The organism is Peribacillus loiseleuriae, assembly GCF_001183985.1.
GTDB classification, from domain to species: domain Bacteria; phylum Bacillota; class Bacilli; order Bacillales; family DSM-1321; genus Peribacillus; species Peribacillus loiseleuriae.
This window is the reverse complement of record NZ_LFZW01000001.1, coordinates 767549-788722: the sequence shown is the minus strand read 5'-3', so window position 1 is coordinate 788722 and position 21174 is coordinate 767549. Positions and strand designations below refer to the sequence as shown.

Annotated in this window: 15 protein-coding genes, 1 pseudogene and 1 riboswitch; of the genes and pseudogenes, 6 read left to right on the top strand and 10 right to left on the bottom strand. The window is 37.6% G+C overall.

From position 1 onward, the window contains the following. Positions 1 to 403: 403 nt before the first annotated feature. The 3 genes from AC625_RS03505 to AC625_RS03495 all read right to left on the bottom strand — a co-directional run bounded on the left by AC625_RS03505 (position 404) and on the right by AC625_RS03495 (position 6452). Positions 404 to 1762 (bottom strand): APC family permease, encoded by a 1359-nt coding sequence (locus tag AC625_RS03505; protein ID WP_049680014.1) that lies wholly within the window; start codon positions 1760 to 1762, stop codon positions 404 to 406. A 16-nt stretch (positions 1763 to 1778) separates the two neighbouring features. After that, on the bottom strand, positions 1779 to 2495 hold the full coding sequence (locus tag AC625_RS03500) for a cysteine hydrolase family protein (RefSeq protein WP_049680013.1): 717 nt from the start codon (positions 2493 to 2495) through the stop codon (positions 1779 to 1781). Between the two features lie 298 nt (positions 2496 to 2793). After that, a riboswitch (Lysine riboswitch) is annotated at positions 2794 to 2978 on the bottom strand. Positions 2979 to 3281: 303 nt separating this feature from the next. Continuing rightward, positions 3282 to 6452, bottom strand: coding sequence for an ATP-binding cassette domain-containing protein (locus AC625_RS03495; protein WP_049680012.1), 3171 nt, complete (start codon positions 6450 to 6452; stop codon positions 3282 to 3284). A gap of 412 nt (positions 6453 to 6864) precedes the next feature. Between AC625_RS03495 and AC625_RS03490 the strand changes: the two genes are divergently transcribed. Next, positions 6865 to 7215, top strand: a complete 351-nt coding sequence (locus AC625_RS03490) for a hypothetical protein (protein WP_342670980.1) — start codon at positions 6865 to 6867, stop codon at positions 7213 to 7215. A 285-nt stretch (positions 7216 to 7500) separates the two neighbouring features. Here AC625_RS03490 and AC625_RS28090 read toward each other — a convergent pair whose 3' ends face one another. Together AC625_RS28090 and AC625_RS25015 are read right to left on the bottom strand one after the other, a co-directional pair. Beyond that, entirely contained in the window at positions 7501 to 7629 is a 129-nt protein-coding gene (locus AC625_RS28090; RefSeq protein ID WP_281177213.1) for a hypothetical protein, read from the bottom strand. A gap of 104 nt (positions 7630 to 7733) precedes the next feature. Further along, complete coding sequence (locus AC625_RS25015; RefSeq protein ID WP_053177998.1) at positions 7734 to 7961, bottom strand: hypothetical protein; 228 nt, start codon at positions 7959 to 7961, stop codon at positions 7734 to 7736. 354 nt (positions 7962 to 8315) lie between these two features. On the opposite strand from AC625_RS25015, the gene AC625_RS03480 reads away from it, so the two are divergent. The 4 genes and pseudogenes from AC625_RS03480 to ahpF all read left to right on the top strand — a co-directional run bounded on the left by AC625_RS03480 (position 8316) and on the right by ahpF (position 13081). Beyond that, the gene (locus tag AC625_RS03480; protein ID WP_049680011.1) at positions 8316 to 9764 is read left to right on the top strand and encodes a L,D-transpeptidase family protein; all 1449 of its coding nucleotides are present in this window, start codon (positions 8316 to 8318) and stop codon (positions 9762 to 9764) included. A 12-nt stretch (positions 9765 to 9776) separates the two neighbouring features. Next, a pseudogene (locus AC625_RS25375) lies at positions 9777 to 10132 on the top strand (ECF transporter S component); the annotation flags it as partial. Between the two features lie 837 nt (positions 10133 to 10969). After that, positions 10970 to 11539 (top strand): alkyl hydroperoxide reductase subunit C, encoded by a 570-nt coding sequence (ahpC, locus tag AC625_RS03470; RefSeq protein WP_049680009.1) that lies wholly within the window; start codon positions 10970 to 10972, stop codon positions 11537 to 11539. 12 nt (positions 11540 to 11551) lie between these two features. Further along, positions 11552 to 13081 carry an alkyl hydroperoxide reductase subunit F gene (ahpF, locus tag AC625_RS03465; protein ID WP_049680008.1) on the top strand — a complete coding sequence of 510 codons (1530 nt, stop codon included), beginning with the start codon at positions 11552 to 11554 and terminating at the stop codon, positions 13079 to 13081. Positions 13082 to 13299: 218 nt separating this feature from the next. Here ahpF and AC625_RS03460 read toward each other — a convergent pair whose 3' ends face one another. From AC625_RS03460 to AC625_RS03440, 5 genes are all read right to left on the bottom strand, one after another. Then, positions 13300 to 14442: a DHHW family protein gene (locus tag AC625_RS03460; RefSeq protein WP_049680007.1), complete on the bottom strand. Its 1143-nt coding sequence runs from the start codon at positions 14440 to 14442 to the stop codon at positions 13300 to 13302. Between the two features lie 13 nt (positions 14443 to 14455). Continuing rightward, positions 14456 to 15841: an MBOAT family O-acyltransferase gene (locus AC625_RS03455; protein WP_049680006.1), complete on the bottom strand. Its 1386-nt coding sequence runs from the start codon at positions 15839 to 15841 to the stop codon at positions 14456 to 14458. 6 nt (positions 15842 to 15847) lie between these two features. Continuing rightward, on the bottom strand, positions 15848 to 16333 hold the full coding sequence (locus AC625_RS03450; RefSeq protein WP_049680005.1) for a DUF4358 domain-containing protein: 486 nt from the start codon (positions 16331 to 16333) through the stop codon (positions 15848 to 15850). Between the two features lie 636 nt (positions 16334 to 16969). Continuing rightward, positions 16970 to 18319, bottom strand: a complete 1350-nt coding sequence (locus AC625_RS03445) for a gluconate:H+ symporter (RefSeq protein WP_049680004.1) — start codon at positions 18317 to 18319, stop codon at positions 16970 to 16972. 154 nt (positions 18320 to 18473) lie between these two features. Then, on the bottom strand, positions 18474 to 19493 hold the full coding sequence (locus tag AC625_RS03440) for a zinc-binding alcohol dehydrogenase family protein (protein WP_049680003.1): 1020 nt from the start codon (positions 19491 to 19493) through the stop codon (positions 18474 to 18476). Positions 19494 to 20389: 896 nt separating this feature from the next. Here AC625_RS03440 and AC625_RS03435 point away from each other — a divergent pair. Next, a complete protein-coding gene (locus AC625_RS03435; RefSeq protein ID WP_049680002.1) occupies positions 20390 to 21055 on the top strand; it encodes a GntR family transcriptional regulator in 666 nt (221 codons plus the stop codon). Positions 21056 to 21174: the final 119 nt, after the last annotated feature.

Here is a 21174-nt window from a genome sequence, read left to right as displayed (position 1 = left end):
AATGTTGACAACCTTCGAAATCAGATCTTCATATCCAATTATAATCTCTTACATCTACAATTCTTATTGAATCAACATCAAAAACAAAACCGCATATAATCATCTAAATATTATGTACTACCTCGTTTTAATAACAAATAAGTAAATCACTGACAATGATTATAATATACCCTTGCAGGTATGTCGTCAACAGCCACTATATTTATTCTCTACTAATAAATGTAATAATATTCGGAATTACGTTGATTTAGATTGTTTCATTAAAAGTGAGTCATGCAATAAGTCGTATACTGACAATGCGCAATAGAAAGACAAAAATTAAAAGACATGAACTCAAGCATCATACCGAGCTCATGTCTTGCAAACTACCTATCAATAAAGTATTTAATCATTATTTTATCGTTTACGAGTCTATCAGACTTGGAGGTAGCTTTTTAAATCCTTTTGTTGTAATAAGCGCATAGACAACCCCGATTGCCAGCCATATAAAACCTACTTTTAACGTCAATGGTGATAAATTAATAAATAGGTAGAAACAGATTAAGAAACCTAGGCCCGGAATTACTAAATAACGGACAAACTTCTTCTCTTTTTTACGGAAATAATAATACACGATGACAGATAAGTTAACAAACATAAAGCCAGTTAAGCCGCCAAAGCTCATTAATTCTGCAACAAAATCAATTGATAAGAAAAGTGCTCCAGCAATACTAATGCTACCCATTAATAAAATGTTGTAGATGGGTGTTTTATATTTAGGATGTAGATGTGTAAAGAATTTTTTCGGAAGAACTTCATCACGTCCCATGCTAAACATTAAACGTGAAGCACTTGCCTGACCTGTTAAACCAGCTGTAAAAGTTGAAACGATAATCGCCACTGTGTAAAGTGTTACAAGCACTGCACCACCTGCTACATTTGCAATATCAAATAAAGCCGTATCTGCAGAACTAAAGTTATTCACATCTGGCCATACTAGCTGAGCAACATAAGCTTGCACGATAAAAATAATCCCGCCGATTAAACAAGATAGAATAGCTGCCTTCCAAATATCATTTTGGGGATTCACCGATTCTTCCGATAAGGTTGTAATCGAGTCAAATCCTAAAAATGAGAAACATGCCATTGCTGCACCTGAAATGATGGCCGTCATCACAAACTTTTCGCTATTAAAAAACGGGGTAATCGATACTACAGCCGATGCACCCCCCTCTCCCATAATCGCCTTCATACAAAAAATAACGAAGATGACAACAACAATTCCCATAAATAACACTAAAATTTGGTTCGTTTTTGCTGCCACTGCAATTCCAAGAATATTTACAACAGTAATAACCCCAGCAATAATGAATACCCATACCCAATATGGAATGGATGGAATTAATGCATTGGCATAGGAAGCACCAACCATAAAGACGATTAAAGGCACTAATACATAGTCCATAAACATGGCCCAGCCGGCAAAAAATCCTAAATGCGGATGAATCGCCCGTTGTGTATACGTATACGTTGAACCGGAAACTGGAAATGCTGCAGCCATCCTACCATAGCTATATGCCGAAAACATCATCGCAACCATCGCGATTAAATATGCTAACGGCAACATACCGCCTGTCGACTGTGCTGCAAAACCATATATATAAGCAGGCGCAATGGGCGTCATAAAGGCGATGCCATAAATCACCAAGTCCTTCAGTGTTAGGACACGCTTAAAATGAGGAGCTGCACTGTCTTGATTTGCATTACTTTGTCCATGACTCATTTAAAAAGCTTCCTCTCTATTTTTGAACGACAGAACGTTGTTCAATTTCCTCTGAAATGAATTGAATGGTTTCATCTGTGCTCATGACTTGGCAATAAATTTGATTCATGATCATGATTTCTGCATCATGTAACTCCTTCGTTGCCGCTGCGCAAGCATCTTCTACTAAAATTACTTCAAAACCAGCGTCTGCTAAGCTACGTACAGTTGAGGCAACACATTGGTCTGTTACAACACCTGTACATACAACTGTTTCAATGCCCATATTACGAAGTAAAAATTCATAGTTTGTCCCACTTAAAACACTGTCTGTCGTTTTATTTACCACGATTTCATCTTCTAATGGTTTTAATTCATCTACCATTTCTGCACCTGGATCACCGATTGGTAATAAGATATTATTCCAACCTGGACGACGTTGTACAGGGGAACGGTCACGTCCATCCTTATGATGGCAAGCAATCCGTCCGAAAGTGACTTCTAATTGATTGGCACGGAAAAAGTCTAGTAGTTTTTTATTGTTTGGAATCGCTACGTTATCAATACGATCATAGAAAGATTCCCACTTATCGAACATGCCTTTTTCTCGTGCAACTTGAGCATCCAACCCATCACGGCTAATAAATTGATTTTGCATATCAACGACTAAAAGTGCTGTTTTTGCTGGGTCTATTTTCATTTTAGCTTCGCCAGTCGGAATAAATTCGTAATAAAGTGTTTGTAGTTTGTCCATCATCATTTCCTCCATAGTAGCCTATACAAGCTATATTCATTTTTTTCAATGCAAAACATTCGTGAGCACCTGATCCTAACTTAAACGATGAAAAAGGTTCTAAAAATTGTATTACCTTATGAAGGTGGTGGTGCGGAGCTGATTTTTTAAAGCCCCGCCCCTTTTCCACAAAAAAAAGAGATCCCCCTATATGCTAAAGGAATCTCTTAAAGGCAATAAAAAAAGACTATATACCTTCTCCGAGAAAGAACCCGGAAATCGATGTAGCCATTCCAAATTCCTCACCCTTTTATCTCTTCTGAGAGATAGCACATCTTAATAAATCGGGAAACTTATTAAGACAGTCCTGTAATTATTCATTACAGACCCAGCACATAATGACGAGAACTCATTACATACTTCGGCGACATTTCCTTCTGCATAGCTTCTTCGTCTTCTCGGACTCCACTAAGCACTAATAAATATCGCGCCTCTACCTCACAATTATAAAAAGCGAGGTGTATTTATTCATTACAATTATTATATAATTATAAATATTGCGATGTCAATTTAAAATTTATCCATTACTAACCCTAGAAATCAGCAAATTCAAGAAAAACGCTTACGAATAGAATGATATATAAATATAACGTTAAAAACACCCGTACAAGATATTCTTTTACACCAACAAGATCCGCCTCAGAATAGCATAAAAACTCATTTGCAATTTATTATTGCAAATGAGTAATAATCACTAGCTGACATCTAGCTTTGTTTTAAAATATGGCTGGTATGAATCTTTCTACTTTAATTGTTTTGCTCAACGCATTGATAAATCGCCATCATATCCCGTTTATTCAACTCACGAATACGCTTGAAAATTGGAATATCTACAACAGTCTCAAGATTAAAGCTCTCAGCAACAACATCACGTACTTTGCCAGTTAGCCATGTTTGCACATCTATACCATCGATGATTTCCTTACGCCCTTCATCATTGATGCCACTTGCATCACAACTCACACATGGTACCGATAATTTATACACGCCGTCATGGAGACCATCTTCTGAAATGACTTTCTTCCCTTTACAGAATGGGCATGGATGACTTTTTTTAATCTTATTTATTTGGGTGACAATTTTTTTGTAACCAAGCGCTTCATAAACATACGTTAGTTTTTTGTATTTTCCATTGGTGAAATACTTATCAATGATGGTTTCTCTTGTTTCGGTGATATTGGCAAAATCACAGATAGTGATCCGATTATTCATGCTGATCGCTTCGATATTGCCGCTAATACTGCCCCAGAATGGTAGGACATTTTGTAAAACCATTTCATAGTGGGCAAAGCTTGCCTGTTCCAGTTCAAGCATTTTCAGAGCGACTTGTGTTTCTCTAGGCAACAGGGAGACATCTTCCGCCAAAGCCATATCGCCGCCGACAACGGCTTTCAATTTTTCCAATTCCGGTAACTTCCCAACTGTTTTCATCACTTGATCAAGTGGCTGATGAATAATCTCTCGAATATCCGTATCACCAAATTTTAATCTTTTATGATGGTTTAGCACGGATCCTTGACAAATCGGACAGGTAATCATCTCTTTTGATGCTTTCATATGCTCTTTAATCATTGATTTCGAAATGGACATATAACGCCCAAGGATGAGAATAAAGCCCTCCCATGTCCTCCGTGTCTTGGCCTCCTTATCATAGAATGACTTTTCCCAATACCCGTATAAAAAGGTATGCTTCTCTGCTTCTGTCATCTCATGATAGCTTTTACCAATATCTTGACCGAGTTCATTCTTTATCTCATCAAAAAGGAATTGCAATCTCTGATATTGATAATGTTTTAATACCTCCATCACGTCTGGATGTAATAGGCCATTCCAGAATGGTACGGTTTTGTCCTGAATCACAACATCTATATCAAATTTTTCAATCACCCGGCGACCCGAACAGTATGGACAATGATTTTCTTGATTATAGAAATCGAAGCTTCTTGTATCTTTATTGGTTGGATGAGCCGCAACAATATGGTTGATCAATCCACCTATTTCATAGAGAAAACTATATTGACTATACAAATGTCTTTCTAAATCAATGGCGATGATGGGAGCAATTGTGTCAGATTCGTATTCACCATAAATCAAACGGGCCATGGATGATAAGCTTTTTAAGATACCGCCCTTATAGACGTTTTCTGCATTTTTAAAATAGGCAATCTGATTTTCTTTTAAATAGTTAATTCCATTTTGTTGATTGATCGTCGAAGAAATTTGCAATGGAGCAACTCTATCCGTACTGTTCTGTTGACGATAAAAATCATCATGACTGACCACATCAAGATGTTCTACAGGCGCAAGCTGTCTTTTGCCAAAATCAACAATAAAATCAGAGCTTTCTAGCATATAAGCATTATGTTCAATCATTATCATTGAGACAGATTCATCTTGCAAAACGTCCCTAATACTATCAATGAATTGGTTTAAAATATTTTGTGATAAACCTTTTGATGGCTCGTCAAAAATAAAAAGCGTATGCGGGTTTCTTGAGTTAACAAACAGCTCCGAAACCAAATGGACACATTGAAATTCACCCGTTGATAAGGACTGTGTTTTTCTTTCCAGCGTCAAATAACCCAGTCCAAGTTTGATCAATAAGCTCAAGCGTTTATGGGTGATGTCTTGATTTGGTAGTTCTTCAATAATATCTTCAATTGAGCGCTGAAAAATATCATCAATCTCTTCACTATATTTTGTGAGTTTCTTTTTAATATCAAGAAAAGTCGCAACGGTTGACCGACTGGTAATCGATTGGTTTCGATCTTGACCTACCATAACTAGTTTATCTTTTGAATATCGCTTCAGAAAATCTTTGGCTATACATTCATTGACAAGTGTAGATTTACCACATCCAGACTCACCCGTAACGGTCACAAGTCTATTTTGGGGAATCTGAATTTCAGCCATTTGAATATTACGGCAATATAGATCATGAAATTGATAGTATTCTGTTGGCATTGCCTGATTTCGTTCCCAAGTGATTGGTTTTGGACGTGGTGATTCTTCAACAATTTTTCCGCCATATTTTCCACTGCCAGGTCCAAAGAACAATTGCTCATCCGTTGTATCGAGCACTGTGTCTGAATGATCAATGAGCCAAATTTGATTCTTATACCCCAATTGTTTAATCTGTTCTAAAATTTGCAATAGTGTTTGGTGATCAAGACCCACGGAGATTTCATCAATAATAATAACGGTATTTTCACTTGCTGCCATGAATTCTGCCAAGTAAAGTCGTGTTAATTCTCCACCTGACAATGTACCCATAATGCGATTTAATGTTAAGTAACCAATATTCATATTGATTATATTTTTAAGTATATGTTGTTTCGCTTCACTAATATGTAATTCTTCTGCAAGGGAAAGAATCGATTCAATGTTTAAGTTGTTGATATCGGAAATACTATGTGGTTGATCCAATAATTCTATCTGATATTGCTCAACTTCTGGATTATAGCGCTTGCCCTCACACTTTTTACATTCGACATTTTGGGTAGTACCGCGTCCTTTACACTTAGGACACCAGCCTAATTCATTATTAAATGAAAACACTTCTGGAGAAAGATTAAATGTTTCAGCAAGCCGCACGCGGAGCTCTTTAAAAACGCCCGTATGGGTGCCAATCGTTGAACGTGGATTGGAAGAAATGGCTAATTTTCCGAGAAACAGGACTAAAGGCATTCCTTCCATCTTGATGGCACTGAAATTGGTTTCCATAATATTAGGAAATAAATACTGATATTCAGCCTTTGGCAATAAGGAAACGAGACGCTTCTTGGATTCTTCACCAATGGTTTGACAAAAAGTTGTTTTACCAGATCCAGACAAACCAGCAATTCCTAACGATTTATCTACTGGTAGTACTGCATCTAATTTGTTAATATTGTTCGCAATTAATTGATTTACTTTCATCGTGATATCCTCTCCATTCTCTAAATTTAGTCTTTCTATGTTAGCACAACCAAGGGGACATAAGGACAGGTAACTTGTCCCACCATCACCATAAAAAAATAGGAGTTGTATGACAACTCCCCTGTTCAATCAGTTTTTCTAATTGTTCAAAGTCTTCTTTAGTTCTCTAGATAAATAAACCGCACCAACTTGTTGTAAAATCCCTCCATTACATAACAAAAAACTTGAATTAACAAACTCCCTCAGTCTTCCACTATCCATCCATTGATGGCATCTTTGTTCCAACATACAACTCCTTAAAAATACGCCGATTTTTTACCTAATTTTACCAAAATCGATATTAAACTTAATATAAATATCAATATTAGTTGGGATCATAGGTGTTCGATGTCCATGAAGAAAGGACTGATTTATGTTGCAATTGGAATTTCAAAATATAACCATACAATTTCCACCTTTGATTATCTCGGGCATTTCTTTAGTAATCATTTTTTTGCTATATAGATGGAGCAAAGAATTAGAAGTTCGACGTTTTACTGTTTTTCTTTATTTTTTAATTAGCACATACATTACACCCCTTTATACACATTTCAAAGAAAATGACAGCTTATTCCAATTGTTGTTCCCTTTAGGGTTTGTCATTGTATTGATTTACCTGTTTGCAAATAAGAAAAACCACCCGGCCAAATTGAAAGCAAGTTTATTAGGTTTTGCTGTAGCAGTGTATCAGTTAATTCAGCAATATTCTGGATTTACACCTTGATTTTATTTATATATTGTAAGAATGAAGCGAAGGATATAGCACATCAGATACTAACCTGGGTACTCTTAGATGATTGTTGAAGTATAAATAATAGTTGAAGAAGTACCTTCTCTACTAAACCAGATCATCTTCGTACGGTGTTAAAATACAGTGTTTACTATCTCTTCCCACTTACTCAATAAGTTGATGATCACCCGAAAGTGTAATGATCAATCACATCAAAGCTAACTATATTGCCAAAATAAGCATCATTCAACAATTGGTCTGGAGGGATTTGAAACTTCTCTATTTAAATGAACGATCATTCCACTGAAAAATTTCAAGTTGGTTTCCTGCTGAAGCACCAATTGTCCAACCGAATAAATATTCATTTATTCCATCACCAGTAATATCTGCGAAACCTGAAAAGTGCAACCCTACTGCTTCTCTTTTTGTCTCCCAAACTTTTATCCAACTTTTCTTCTCCTTTTTTAATAAAATGACCCCGTACTGAGAAGGAGAAGACTGTTCTTTTGCTTTTATTTCATAAGTAATGATGATTTCTGGCCATCTTGGTTAAAGTCATATTGTTGAATTGGTTGTGTTGACAAAGGGATTTCAGGACTTACTAGTAATGAATTTGACGGTATAAACTCCTTAACAATTTGTATGAACTCTTTATTTTGTTCACCGTCAGCGTATACAAATATCTGGGAAAGATTTAAAATCCTGAATACCGGTAAAATCAATAGTATTATTTTCTTCATCAACTTGTCCCCTTTAAGCCGGCATTACTGATTATATTTCCCTGATATTACTTTTTATATTATGGACTATTTAGAAACCTACTATTAATCTAAACTGATTAGATTGTTAGAAATACATGAATTGATGGACAAAAAGAATGATTTAAACGCATTGAATTTTTACTTAAAAGGGACATAGGGACAGAACAAAAAATTTCACTCTTATACAAATTATGACAATCTTCACCCCATACAATCTAGTAGAATGGTAGTAATAATTTAAGAGTAAGGTAAACTAATCAAAAGCCTTTAATAAAAATCCACAAGTTTAAAGTTAGAGGACGTTGATAGCTGGGTAACCAATTAGCGGAGGGAATGTCTATGAGTACGGTAAACGCAACTGTTGAAGAAATTGATAAAGAACGGGGTAACCGATTCAACCGGCTTGCAAGCCGGAATTTTATTGTAATTGGAATTATCAGTATTATTGCACTCCTATTTGCGGGAATTAGCTATTATCAGACAATCCGGTTCAATTCGCAAATTACAATTAATAACACAAAAGTCGGTGGACTGTCTGCTGATCAGGCAATAAAGAAATTAAAAACATCTACATTAAAAAACAGAGTCTATGTCGGAAAACAACAAATTTTGGATGAAAAAGATACACAGACGGGATTTACGGATAAAGATCTGCCTGAAGTTAAGAAATTATTAAAAAGCCAGTGGACATTTTTTCCTTCCTCAAAGGTAAAAAATTATTCATTATTACCCAAAAAGACGGATCAATTTCGAAGCTATACGATGAAAAAACAAGTAGATGAGAGGCTCCTATTAATGAATAAGAGCTTAAATGCACCCCAAGATGCAGAGGCGTATTTGGAACAGGGTAAAATTGTCATCTCCAAAAGTATGAATGGAAAACAATATGATATCGCCAGTCTATTAAAGGATTATGACAAACAGGGATATACTAGTGATATCCATCTGAAACCCATGTATATAAAACCAATCAAAGCGGACAGTCCCATTATAAAAGACAAGGAGAAAATGCTGCAGGATCTCCTTCAACGAACAGTTGATTATAAGGTACAGGACAAAGTGTATACTTTAAAAGCCAGTGAATTAATTAAAAATGCCTCTGTGTCAAAAGATATGAAGGTTACAATCACAGTAAGTGACATTAAGAACAAGATTGATGAAATGAATAGTTCTCAATCAACATTAAATAAAGATTTCACATTTAAGACCCATTCAGGCTCGGTCATTTCGGTACAAGGGCAAGGCTATGGCTGGGCATTAAATGTTGAAAAAGAAACAGCACGGATTCAGAAAGCTTTTGAAAATGGAGAGAAGTCGATTCCTGCTTCTAATATTTACGGAAAAGGCTGGAGCAATGAAGGCATCGGCTATGAAACTACAACGAATAATGGCATTGGCGACACGTATGCTGAAGTGTCAATTGCGGAACAGCGTATTTGGATTTATAAAAATGGACAATTAGTAGTCACAACCAATGTGGTTACAGGTAAACACAGCACCAATGAAGATACATCACCTGGAGTGTGGTATATCCTCTATAAACGATCACCGTACACACTCACGGGCAGTGCAGTAGGTAAACCCGATTATTCAGTTAAGGTAAATTACTGGGCTCCGTTTACAAACAGCGGACAAGGGTTCCACGATGCCAGCTGGCGGAATAACTGGGCAAGTAATGCCTATCTTACGGCAGGTTCGGGCGGATGTGTCAACACACCCCCTAGTATTATGAAAACCGTGTACGATAATCTCAGTACATACGACCCAGTTGTTATTTATTGAGAAGAACGGTTCTTATTTGGACCTAAAAAAGGCGCCATCGCTGATGCCGTTGGGATGGGGGTATTTGACTTAATCTCTGGTTGGACATTTTGGGCACCGTTCACTATTTTAACTCGCGGCTTGCAAGGATATATAGTTGGGACAATCGCCTGGTCGAAAGACAGAAACGGAAGAAGTATTGGTTTCATATTCGCTACTATCATTTCGGTTCCTTTTATGTCAGCTGGTTATTACATTTGTGAGGGTGTTCTATTTAGTAGTTGGATTGTACCAGTGGCCTCTTTCCCTACAACATCCTTCAAAAGGTTGTAGGGAAAGAGGCCATTCCAGTTTGTGCTGTACTGAAAAAGACTCCGGTTTTTAAATAGTTATAAGAGACACAGGGACAGGCCCCATGTCCCTGCTTAACATTTCCTAGATGAACAAGTTTAAGGATAACAAAAGGTGCATCAACCCCATACTATCCCACAAGTCAAAAGGTCGTAGTCAAATCGTTTGTTAGAGAGTTCTATAACAAGAAAAAATTAGCCATATCTGTTCTAGAAAATACAGGAGGGACAAGATACCTGTCTTCTTGTCCCCTCCCTATCATGCATTTGGCTCCCTTGCTTTGTATCGCTTGTACACCATACTCTTCAAATTGAAAAGACCTGATAGGGCCTCCCGAGTTCCCGCAATATATCAATGTCTAACGTGCCATGGTCACCGACTTTGGAAAGGTTTCTAGTATCTCGCCAAAATGATACAGAAATGTCGCTTTCTGCATTGTCCAAAACATTAACCCCCTCATCCGAGTCTTTCGAAGTTCAATCCCTTCAACCTAAGCTTCTGGCCCATTATCTCACTGTCTACGCTTAAAGGTATCTGTCCCCTTCTCCCTTTTTAATTGAGAAAGGTTAACGATAATTGAAAATTTAAATTATTCTACCAAATCATTTTATATCCCTTTAGGACTAGGCTAATCATTCCATATGTACTACCAGTATCGATTCGCAATGGCTATAATAATAAAGGCATGATAAAGTTGAGTCTTATTGTTGACAACAAGTAAATATTATATAATAATTAATATGTAATTAGAATTATTATATTTAAATAATAATACTCAACATGAATTAGATTTATTATTGGTTATTAAAGTTTGACTAATTGTCTAAACTAACTACTAATACATTCTAAAGAACATACTAGGAGGAAGTTTCATTATGTCTTTAATTGGAAAAGAAATACTACCATTCAGCGCATCAGCTTACAATAGCGGTAACGGCGAGTTTATTGATGTTACAGAGCAAAACTTAAAAGGACAATGGAGTATTGTTTGCTTCTACCCAGCAGACTTTACATTTGTATGCCCTACTGAGCTTGAGGACCTTCAAAACCAATATGCTACTCTAAAAGATCTTGGTGTTGAAGTGTACTCTGTTTCAACAGATACTCATTTTACACATAAAGCATGGCACGACTCATCAGAAACAATTAACAAAATCGAATACATTATGATCGGCGACCCTTCACACCAAATTTCTCGCAACTTCGATGTATTAATTGAAGAAGACGGTCTTGCAGATCGCGGTACTTTCATCATCGATCCAGACGGTGTGGTTCAAGCACTTGAAATCAATGCAGGTGGTATCGGCCGTGATGCAAGCACACTTGTTAACAAGATTAAGGCGGCTCAATATGTTCGCAACAACCCAGGTGAAGTTTGTCCTGCAAAATGGCAAGAGGGTTCTGAAACACTAAAACCAAGCCTTGATCTTGTAGGAAAGATTTAAGGAGTATTATCCATGATACTTGATGCAGAAATCAAAGCACAATTAGCCCAATATCTTCAAATGATGGAGGGCGAGGTGCTACTCAAAGTAAGTGCGGGTTCCGATAAAATCTCCCAAGACATGCTCGCTTTAGTTGATGAATTAGCTACCATGTCTTCCAACATTAAAGTTGAGAACACACAGTTAGAGAGAACACCAAGTTTTAGCGTAAATCGTAGCAGTGAAGATACGGGCGTAACTTTTGCTGGTATCCCCCTAGGACACGAATTTACTTCATTAGTGTTGGCTTTATTACAAGTAAGTGGTAGAGCACCAAAAGTTGATCAGAAAGTAATTGATCAAGTAAAAAGCATTAAAGGCGAACATCACTTTGATTCTTACATTAGCCTGACTTGCCAAAACTGCCCAGATGTTGTCCAAGCATTGAACTTGATGAGCATTATTAATCCTAATATTACTCATACAATGATCGATGGTGCAGCATTCAAAGAGGAAGTAGAAAGCAAAAACATCATGGCCGTACCAACCGTGTTCCTAAATGGGGAATCATTCGGAAGCGGTCGAATGGCCATAGAAGAAATTCTAGCCAAGATGGGGAACGCCCCAGATGCATCAGAGTTTGCTGATAAAGATCCTTATGATGTACTCGTTGTCGGGGGCGGACCTGCGGGTGCAAGTGCGGCAATCTATGCTGCACGTAAAGGCATTCGTACAGGGATTGTTGCTGAACGTTTCGGTGGTCAGATTTTGGACACTGCTTCTATTGAGAACTTTATTAGTGTTAAACACACTGAGGGTCCGAAGCTCGCTGCAAGTCTTGAGGAGCATGTGAAAGAATACAACGTTGATGTAATGAATTTACAGCGTGCCAAACGTTTAGAAAAGAAAGACTTCATCGAAATTGAACTGGAAAACGGAGCTGTTCTAAAAAGCAAAACCGTCATCCTTTCAACAGGTGCTCGTTGGCGCAATGTTGGTGTTCCTGGCGAGAATGAATTTAAGAATAAAGGTGTAGCTTACTGTCCGCATTGCGATGGTCCATTGTTTGCTGGAAAACACGTAGCCGTTATTGGTGGCGGTAATTCCGGTATTGAGGCAGCGATTGATCTCGCTGGGATTGTAAAACATGTAACAGTTCTTGAATTTAATCCTGAGCTAAAAGCTGATTCTGTACTGCAAGATCGACTTAACAGTCTGCCAAATGTAACGGTCCTAAAGAACGTTCAAACAACAGAAATTACTGGAACCGATAAGGTAAACGGTATTTCCTACGTTGAGCGCGATACTGGAGCAGCACAGCATATTGAATTGGCGGGAGTATTTGTTCAGATCGGCCTTGTGCCAAATACAGACTGGTTAGCTGAAACGGTTGAACGTAATAGAATCGGCGAAATCATCGTAGATAATCATGGCTCAACAAACATACCTGGAGTGTTCGCTGCAGGAGACTGCACAAATAATCCATATAAACAGATTATTATTTCGATGGGATCAGGTGCGAATGCAGCCTTAGGTTCATTCGATTACCTAATCCGAAATTAAACCACCATTTTATTATAATTGGCCTGTTGAAAAGTATGAAAATTACTTTTCAACAGGCCTTTTTCTTTATAATTTTTGCACCCTATAAGCTACAAATAAAAAATCTCATTTACCTATGATACGGTTCTCCGTGACACATCTAAATAAGGTTTTTATGTCCAGATTGTGGTCCGTTTACTGCAATTTGAAATTAAAGGCTTACGTAAGCATCCTAATCGCTAGTCATTTAGTTTCAAAAGAGATGCATCGCCAACTAAGGTGGATGTGTTAAATAAAAACAAAACGTCTTTTATTTCATTCTTGGACAGATATTCAGCAATGCTGCCATTATAATACCGAATGTCAATGACGTGAATTTCCGGGACATGTCTTGTAAGAAAAGGGATTACACTATGTGCATAGGAATCTTTAATGACTAGTAGCTTATCTTGTTCAATCTGTTGCGAGCCAAGCTCGGTTGTAAGCTTCATTAATGCATGAACACCACCTAGGAAATAGGAATATTGATCCTTCTTAGCAAGAAAGCTCGGATCATACATACTCGTCATCGTTTGATTCGTATCCACGATATACATCTCTGTAGGTATGGGATCTCGAGGGGAATAGACTTGGATGGTATCTGGCAATAAACCATTAAACTGACTCCTTGTATGATAGCTTCCTAGAAACGAATGGCTCACTGTTTGTATCAGGAAATCTTTTTGTGAAAGAGAATGCCACCCCTTCTGCTCCGCATAAGCAACATAGGCCAAATAAGCTCCGTATGTCGTCCAATGATGATCGGTCCGATAATAAATCGGATCAGAAGCATGCGAGTCAAGAAAATCAAAACCGTCAATAAAGGTTAACTCGTTCCGCATATGATCTTCGATAAATCGATTTACCTTCTTTTGAGAATACGACGGCGCTAACCATGGTAACCGTTCAGGATAAAGGCCAATCGATGTGGGCGCAAGCATGAATGTCATGTTCACTTCCGGATGGTTGCTGGCAAATTGGTTTACCGACTCTGTATATTGCTGAATCTTCGTATAATCAGGCTCTAAGAACGTTTCAAATAAATAGCCGTCTTTCCCTTTATAGATTCCGTTATTCTCTTTCTGCAGCCGATATTGTTCCGCAGCTGATTTTATCCACACCCACTTGTCCCGAAAAGGAAAATGGTCCGTTACAAAACTCTCAGCCTCTTCGGCATATTTCTTGGACAATAAGTTATCCCAAGCTAGATGTGGAGCACCTTGTAAATACCTGTTTTCCAGATCGGAGAAACGTTGATGAGGCAAAATGAAGAAGAACAGAGCGTTTAGAAACAACGTTCCGACAAACCCCAAGACCAATAATCGCTCTGCTTTCTGCTTCATGATTTTCTCCTCTCTAAAACCGGAAATATAAGAATGGATTAAAAGTTTCATCTACCAAATAGGCTACGGAAAGAAAGAAGAGAAAGCCATACCAAACAAGATGAAAAAGCGACAATTCATTGATTCTTAACCATTGCTTCTTAGGTAAAGAGGCAATAATCAATACTAAGAACAAAATCGCGTTCGTATAAACAAAGTACACTGTACCGCTATCCCAAAGCGATTGGTGATTGAATCCCGCCATGGCACGCAAATAGCTAACAATCAAGGAAGGCTGATCAAAGGCGAACAATACCCAACCGATTAGAATGAGCATGAGTGCGTAGAGGTGCCTTACCCAACGTGGTAGGCAAAGCAACAGCTTTAACCCCCACCATTTTTCAATAATGAGAATGACACCGAAGTACAACCCCCACAATATGAAATTCCAGCTTGCTCCATGCCAGAATCCCGTAAGCAGCCAAACGATGAGTATATTACGCATTTGAATGGTTAACCCCAGACGGTTACCACCAAGCGGGATGTAGACGTATTCTCGAAACCAACTGCTAAGCGATATATGCCATCTTCTCCAGAAGTCGGTAATGCTTTGAGCGATATACGGCTTGTTGAAATTCTCGTTAAATCGAAAGCCAAACATGAGGCCGAGACCAATGGCCATGTCGGAATAACCGCTAAAATCAAAATAGATTTGGAAGGCAAATGCAATAATGCCAAGCCAAGCCGTTAATGCAGGCATCGAATCTGGATTTGAGACCGAGATAGCCTGCCAAAGCAAACCGATATTATTGGCAAGTAGTACCTTCTTAGCCAAGCCGATAACGAACCGTCGAACACCTTCTGCGAACATCTTGATATTTTCCGATCGCTTGTGGAGCTGTTCTGCAAGCGTGTTATATTTCACGATTGGACCTGCTACTAATTGAGGGAACAAGGCAACGAAAGTTCCGAAATCAATCCAATTCCGTTGTGCTTTAGCTGTTCCTCTATACACGTCTATGATATAAGACATGGATTGAAACGTGTAAAATGATATTCCGATGGGCAGTGAAAGTTCAGTTAAAGGGATTTCCGTACCGAGCAATGAATTTACATTCTGAATGAAAAAATCAGCGTATTTAAAATAAGATAACAGCGCCAGATTAACGATAATAGAAAATACGACAATCCACTTACGTTTCATGGGAGTCATCTTTGGTCTATCAAGTAGCAAACCGAAGCTGTAATCCGTAAGCGTGGACACCAACATAATTATGATATAAACAGGTTCGCCCCAGGCATAGAAGATAAGACTAGTTAAAAATAAAATTAGATTCCTAATCCGCCTTGGTGAACAATAGTAAAAAGCTAGAGCGGCCGGCAGGAACAAGAATAGGAAAAGTAGGCTGCTGAATACCATGGCCGCTTATTTTTGGTCAAAAAAGCTATCGTATACTTTTACAAGTTCGTCTGCTTTTTCAGAGATGACCAATAACACATAGTTGCCTTTCGTAACTAGTTTATAGTTTTTCGCATTCTCATATTGATCCGGAAGATAATGTTCGAATTGCTTTTTCACATTTTCCACTCTTTGTTTTACTGCTGATTCGACGTCAGGGACATCTTTGGCATCTTTCACTTTCAAAATTGCGATTTCATTTGTCTTCACGCTCATCAACGGTATTCTAATCGAATATTCATCAAGCTTCTCAGGGTCCAGATTGTATATTTCCTTCACTTCATCTGGTTGTAATTCAATTAGAGCAGGTTCTTCCACTTCCTTCACCATTTTCTCTGCCATTTCTTTCGCAGGCATCTTCGCCTCGATTGCATCCGACTTATCTTTAGAACAACCTGTAATCACCATACCTAATACTAGGGTAAACATAAAAACCATCATTCTTTTTTTCATTGTTCTGTACTCTCCTTTTTCTAGATGTTAGACTTCAAAATAGTTAGACGTAAGTATTTCATTAATGTTACATCAAATATTCCCCCAAAATAAAGGTTTACCCATAATTGAAATAAAATCTTTTTTCCCTTTCAACACTTAGTTATATTTACAAATACTATATTAGATTTTCTAACACATCTGATGATAGGAATTTCAAAATGTCGTAAGCTGAAGTAACAAATACAGGAAAAGGGCAAAAAAGTGAAACGATGTTGGGTTCTTCAGCTTTTAATCAGAGACACAGGCAAAGGCACAGGAACGGGTCCCTGCTTAACATTTCCTAGATGAACAAGTTTAAGATAACAAAAGGTGCATCAACCCCCATACCATCCCACAAGTCAAAAGGTCGTAGTCAAATCGTTTGATAGAGGGTTCTATGAAAAGAAAAAATTAGTCGCCATATCTGTTCTAGAAAATACAAGAGGGACAAGGTACCTATCCCCTTGTCCCTCTGCACAAAAAATCACCTCATAAATGGGGACTTCTCAGCAGACGCCAAATCCCCCTAAATTAAGGGTAGAAAAACCACACCTCAATTTTGAAGTGTGGTTAAGGAGAGCAAATAGATTCGTAATCTTGAATACTAACAAAATCTTAAACAAATAAATTTAGAAGTAATACAAAGACGAGGCCACAGACAGAAATAAGAGTTTCAAGCACTGTCCATGTTGCGAATGTCTCTTTCAGAGTTAATCCAAAAGATTCTTTCACAATCCAGAAACCGGTATCATTTACGTGTGAAGCAATAATACTACCTGCACCTGTGGCTAACACGATTAATTCCAAGTTAACATCCGTGCCTGACAACATCGGAATTACCAATCCAGCTGTTGTTAACGCTGCCACTGTTGCAGACCCTTGTGCAAGTCTAATGACAGCAGCGATAAGCCAAGCTAATATTAGCGGTGAGATTGTACTACCTTCAAAAATGGTAGCAACATACCCACCAACACCACCATCAATTAATACTTGCTTAAGGGAACCACCAGCTCCTAGAATGAGTAACATCATACCGATGGATGCTATAGAAGTTTCGGCAGATTGCATCAGTTGTTTCATTGGTATTTTTCGTGCGATACCCATTGTATAGATTGCAAGTAATACAGAAAGCAACATAACTGTAGTTGGTGCACCAACCATTTTGACGATGTCAATCAATAAGACTGGTAAGTTCAGCGCATCTTGAAATACAGTAACAATCGTTGATAATGCCATTAAAATAACGGGGAATAATGCTGTGAATGCGCTAACACCAAATCCCGGAGTATCTTCTAATTTATATTGTTTTGCGTTACCTATGGAAGCCATACTACCTGAAACTTCTCGTTCAAAAGCCGATGGAGCAAATTTTCTTGCGAATTTTGTAAATAACGGACCTGCTATAATCACTGTCGGAATAGCAATAATTAAGCCATAAACTAATACCAGACCTACGTTTGCTCCAAATTCTTGAGCAATAACTGTTGGACCTGGATGTGGCGGTAAGAATGCGTGCGTAACTGATAGTGCAGTCGCCATTGGCAAACCTAACCACAAAAATGATATTTTCAAATGTTTGGAAATTTGATAAACAATTGGAATTAATAATACGAGACCTACTTCAAAGAACAATGCAATACCAAGTATGAATCCAGCCGTTACAACAGCCCATTGAATTCTTTTCTCACCAAACTTATCAATTAATGTCATTGCAATACGTTGGGCTCCCCCAGCATCTGCAATCAATTTACCAAGGATAGCTCCTAGTCCAAATACTAAAGCAATCCCACCTAAAGTATTTCCCATCCCATGTTGAACGGACGCAACAACTTCACTTATCGGCATTCCTAAAGCTAAAGCAATTAAGAACGAAACAACAACTAACGAAATAAATGTATTCATATTAAATTTCATGATTAATACGAGTAAAGCAACAATTCCTAAAGCGACAATAACTAATGGCATAACATTTCTCCTTACTAATAATCTATTATTTTTTGATACTTTTCAAGTTGCTCATACTCTTTTTCAAAAGCACGAGCAACACTGATCATACAAGGGATTAGCAGTTGCTAATGTTCCACTTTCTATCACTATTTATTATTTAAAAGTTTCTTCATTACTCAAAAACGATAACAGCTTTTCGAACTAATTGAGGGTTTTTTTCTACAAACGCAAAAGCTTCTTTTACCTGACTTAATGGAAATTTGTGCGTAATTAAACCATTATGCGTTAATTTCTTTTCATTTATTAGCTCTACAACTTTACCAAATTGATTGGTTTGCAACCTTGATCCTGTAATTGTTAATTCTTTTTTCGTAATTAACATTTGAGCGATTGATGATGGTGTTGCATTGAAACCTAGTAAAACAACATTCCCTGCAGCAGAAGCTACTTTTACACTTAATTCAAATGTTTGCGGCATACCTACCGCATCAATTACAACATTTGCGCCTTCATCTTTTGTGATTTCATTTATTTTACTTTCGACATCCACTTCAGTTGGATTAATCGTGTAGTCCGCCCCATTTTCTTTTGCAAACGCCAATCTTTCGTTTGTAAAATCAGAGATAATAACGGTTGCCCCGCGTAGCTTAGCCATTTTCAAAACAGTAATACCGATTGGTCCAGCTCCTTGGATAAAGACAGTTTGTCCCTCTTGCACGTTCCCTCTCCATGTAGCTTGTGCTCCGATTGTATACGGTTCAGCCATGACTGCTTCGTCCCATTCAATCTCAGAATCTACTTTATGCACTTGTCTTTCTGACAGAATGGCAAATTCTTTCATTCCACCATCTTCATGTACACCAAATACAGATACTTCTTTACAAACATTTGGTCTTCCTTTTTTACATGCATAACATTCGCCACAATAGCTAATTGGTTCAATCACCACATGGTCACCCACAGCTACCTTAGTTACATTTGAGCCAATCTCTATGATTTCCCCCGCTACTTCATGTCCAACTATTCTTGGATAGGTCGCAAGTGGATTCGTTCCGTGATAAATATGCATATCTGAACCACAGATACCTACTCGTTTTATTTTTACTTTGACTTCATTGGCTTGTTCGATGTTTGGTTCTTGTATATCCACAATTTCTATTTTATTTGCTTCAGGAATTCTTACTGCTTTCATCATCTTCACTCCTCATAAAATTATTAATTGTAGCCGTTTTCTTTTTACAATCCACTTAACAACTGACAGTAACGAAGGATCAGCGTTAATTGTAATTCTTTTCAAATAGTCGCGCTTTAATTGGATGGCCAAACAATATTTAATAGTTAACGCTTACTCTTTGACCAGTATTGATATTTCGAAAGACAACTAGAAAGACCATCGGTTTTCTAACAGCAGATTCCACCAAATTCTCCCCATAGTTACGCTTTCATTTTGTGATATGTGAAATGTTACATATCAACAGGATACATGCTTTTGTTTTAATCGTCAATACCTTTTTGTATAAAGGACATGGGGACGGGTCTTCGCTACTTATTCATATAGCCCATTTACTCAGCAGGTATACTCATATTATTGAGAAAGCATCCGAAATTCTGGCTCCGCACCGCCATCAGTGTGATTAGGCGAGTGTAGTGTGCCAAATGATACATCCTTTATAGTAACTGGTGGCGTTTTAACGCCATTTTAGGTTTTGTATATTTCCAATTTTGTTTACGACTCAAGACAATAGTTTTCTTTTTAACAAAAAAATATATAATTGAAATAAATACTGACAAACCCATCTGTAACATGTTAAATGTTACAGATATTTAGGACTCTATCGGATCTGATTTGATGAGTAAAGATATCTTTGTGTAGGACATGAGAACGGGTCTTCGCAACTTACTCATATAGCCAATCTACTTAGCTGATATACTTATATAATCGAGAAAGCATCCGAAATTCCGGCTTCGCACCGCCACCAGTGTGATTAGGCGAGTGTAGTGTGCCAAACGATACATCCTTTATAGTAGCTGGTGGCGTTTTAATGCCATTCAGGTTTTGTAAGAAAAAATCAAAGGAGATATACCAACATGCCTAAAATTGAAACTTCACTTTTAACTCAGCAGGTGTACGATATTCTGCGTGAGAAAATTATCGGTCGAAAATATACACCTGGCAATAAATTAGATATTCATAAATTAGCGGATGAATTCGGAGTAAGTCGTTCTCCGGTAAAAGATGCTATTAATCAACTTGTACATGAAGGGCTAATCGAAATCATTCCTCGCAAAGGAACATATGTAACCCAATTAAATTTTACTGAGTTTATAGAAGTACTCGATGCGCGATTAATGATAGAAATGTGGGCTGCTCAGCAAGCCATACAATCGATATCCGATGATAAAATAGAGGAATGGGGCCAAATTGTTCACGAAATGGATTCAATGCTTGAAGTTACTCCATTTCCTTTTGAATTGTATAGTAAGTTAGATATGACATTCCATAAAACGTTAATTGATTGGACAACAAATTCAAAAATAAAAGACATATATTCTTCGTTAAATACACACGTATCCTTGTCCCGGATTGTCCACTCCACTTCACTAGGGAGCACAATAAAAAGACATAAGCATCACTGGATTTTATTCACAGCAATGAAGGAGCGAGATTTGCCTACTTTTTTAGGTACATTAACACTGCATATTGAAAGTTTAAAAAAAGAAGCGGAATTGCGATGGGATGAAGTGATGAAGTAATTGAAAATAACAGATAAAGCGGAAATATAGGATAAAGTCAAGGCTGTCGAAAAACTGCGACAGCCTACATTAAGTTGGGTGCCTATCACTCCCCGAAGGTTTGTAGATTTTGTCGACAG

Bases quoted from the DNA above. Each gene is read 5' to 3' on its own strand.
- AC625_RS03505 (WP_049680014.1), bottom strand. From the start codon at position 1,762: ATGAGTCATGGACAAAGTAATGCAAATCAAGACAGTGCAGCTCCTCAT.
- AC625_RS03500 (WP_049680013.1), bottom strand. From the start codon at position 2,495: ATGGACAAACTACAAACACTTTATTACGAATTTATTCCGACTGGCGAA.
- AC625_RS03495 (WP_049680012.1), bottom strand. From the start codon at position 6,452: ATGAAAGTAAATCAATTAATTGCGAACAATATTAACAAATTAGATGCA.
- AC625_RS03490 (WP_342670980.1), top strand. From the start codon at position 6,865: ATGTTGCAATTGGAATTTCAAAATATAACCATACAATTTCCACCTTTG.
- AC625_RS25015 (WP_053177998.1), bottom strand. From the start codon at position 7,961: ATGAAGAAAATAATACTATTGATTTTACCGGTATTCAGGATTTTAAAT.
- AC625_RS03480 (WP_049680011.1), top strand. From the start codon at position 8,316: ATGTCTATGAGTACGGTAAACGCAACTGTTGAAGAAATTGATAAAGAA.
- ahpC (WP_049680009.1), top strand. From the start codon at position 10,970: ATGTCTTTAATTGGAAAAGAAATACTACCATTCAGCGCATCAGCTTAC.
- ahpF (WP_049680008.1), top strand. From the start codon at position 11,552: ATGATACTTGATGCAGAAATCAAAGCACAATTAGCCCAATATCTTCAA.
- AC625_RS03460 (WP_049680007.1), bottom strand. From the start codon at position 14,442: ATGAAGCAGAAAGCAGAGCGATTATTGGTCTTGGGGTTTGTCGGAACG.
- AC625_RS03455 (WP_049680006.1), bottom strand. From the start codon at position 15,841: ATGGTATTCAGCAGCCTACTTTTCCTATTCTTGTTCCTGCCGGCCGCT.
- AC625_RS03450 (WP_049680005.1), bottom strand. From the start codon at position 16,333: ATGAAAAAAAGAATGATGGTTTTTATGTTTACCCTAGTATTAGGTATG.
- AC625_RS03445 (WP_049680004.1), bottom strand. From the start codon at position 18,319: ATGCCATTAGTTATTGTCGCTTTAGGAATTGTTGCTTTACTCGTATTA.
- AC625_RS03440 (WP_049680003.1), bottom strand. From the start codon at position 19,493: ATGAAAGCAGTAAGAATTCCTGAAGCAAATAAAATAGAAATTGTGGAT.
- AC625_RS03435 (WP_049680002.1), top strand. From the start codon at position 20,390: ATGCCTAAAATTGAAACTTCACTTTTAACTCAGCAGGTGTACGATATT.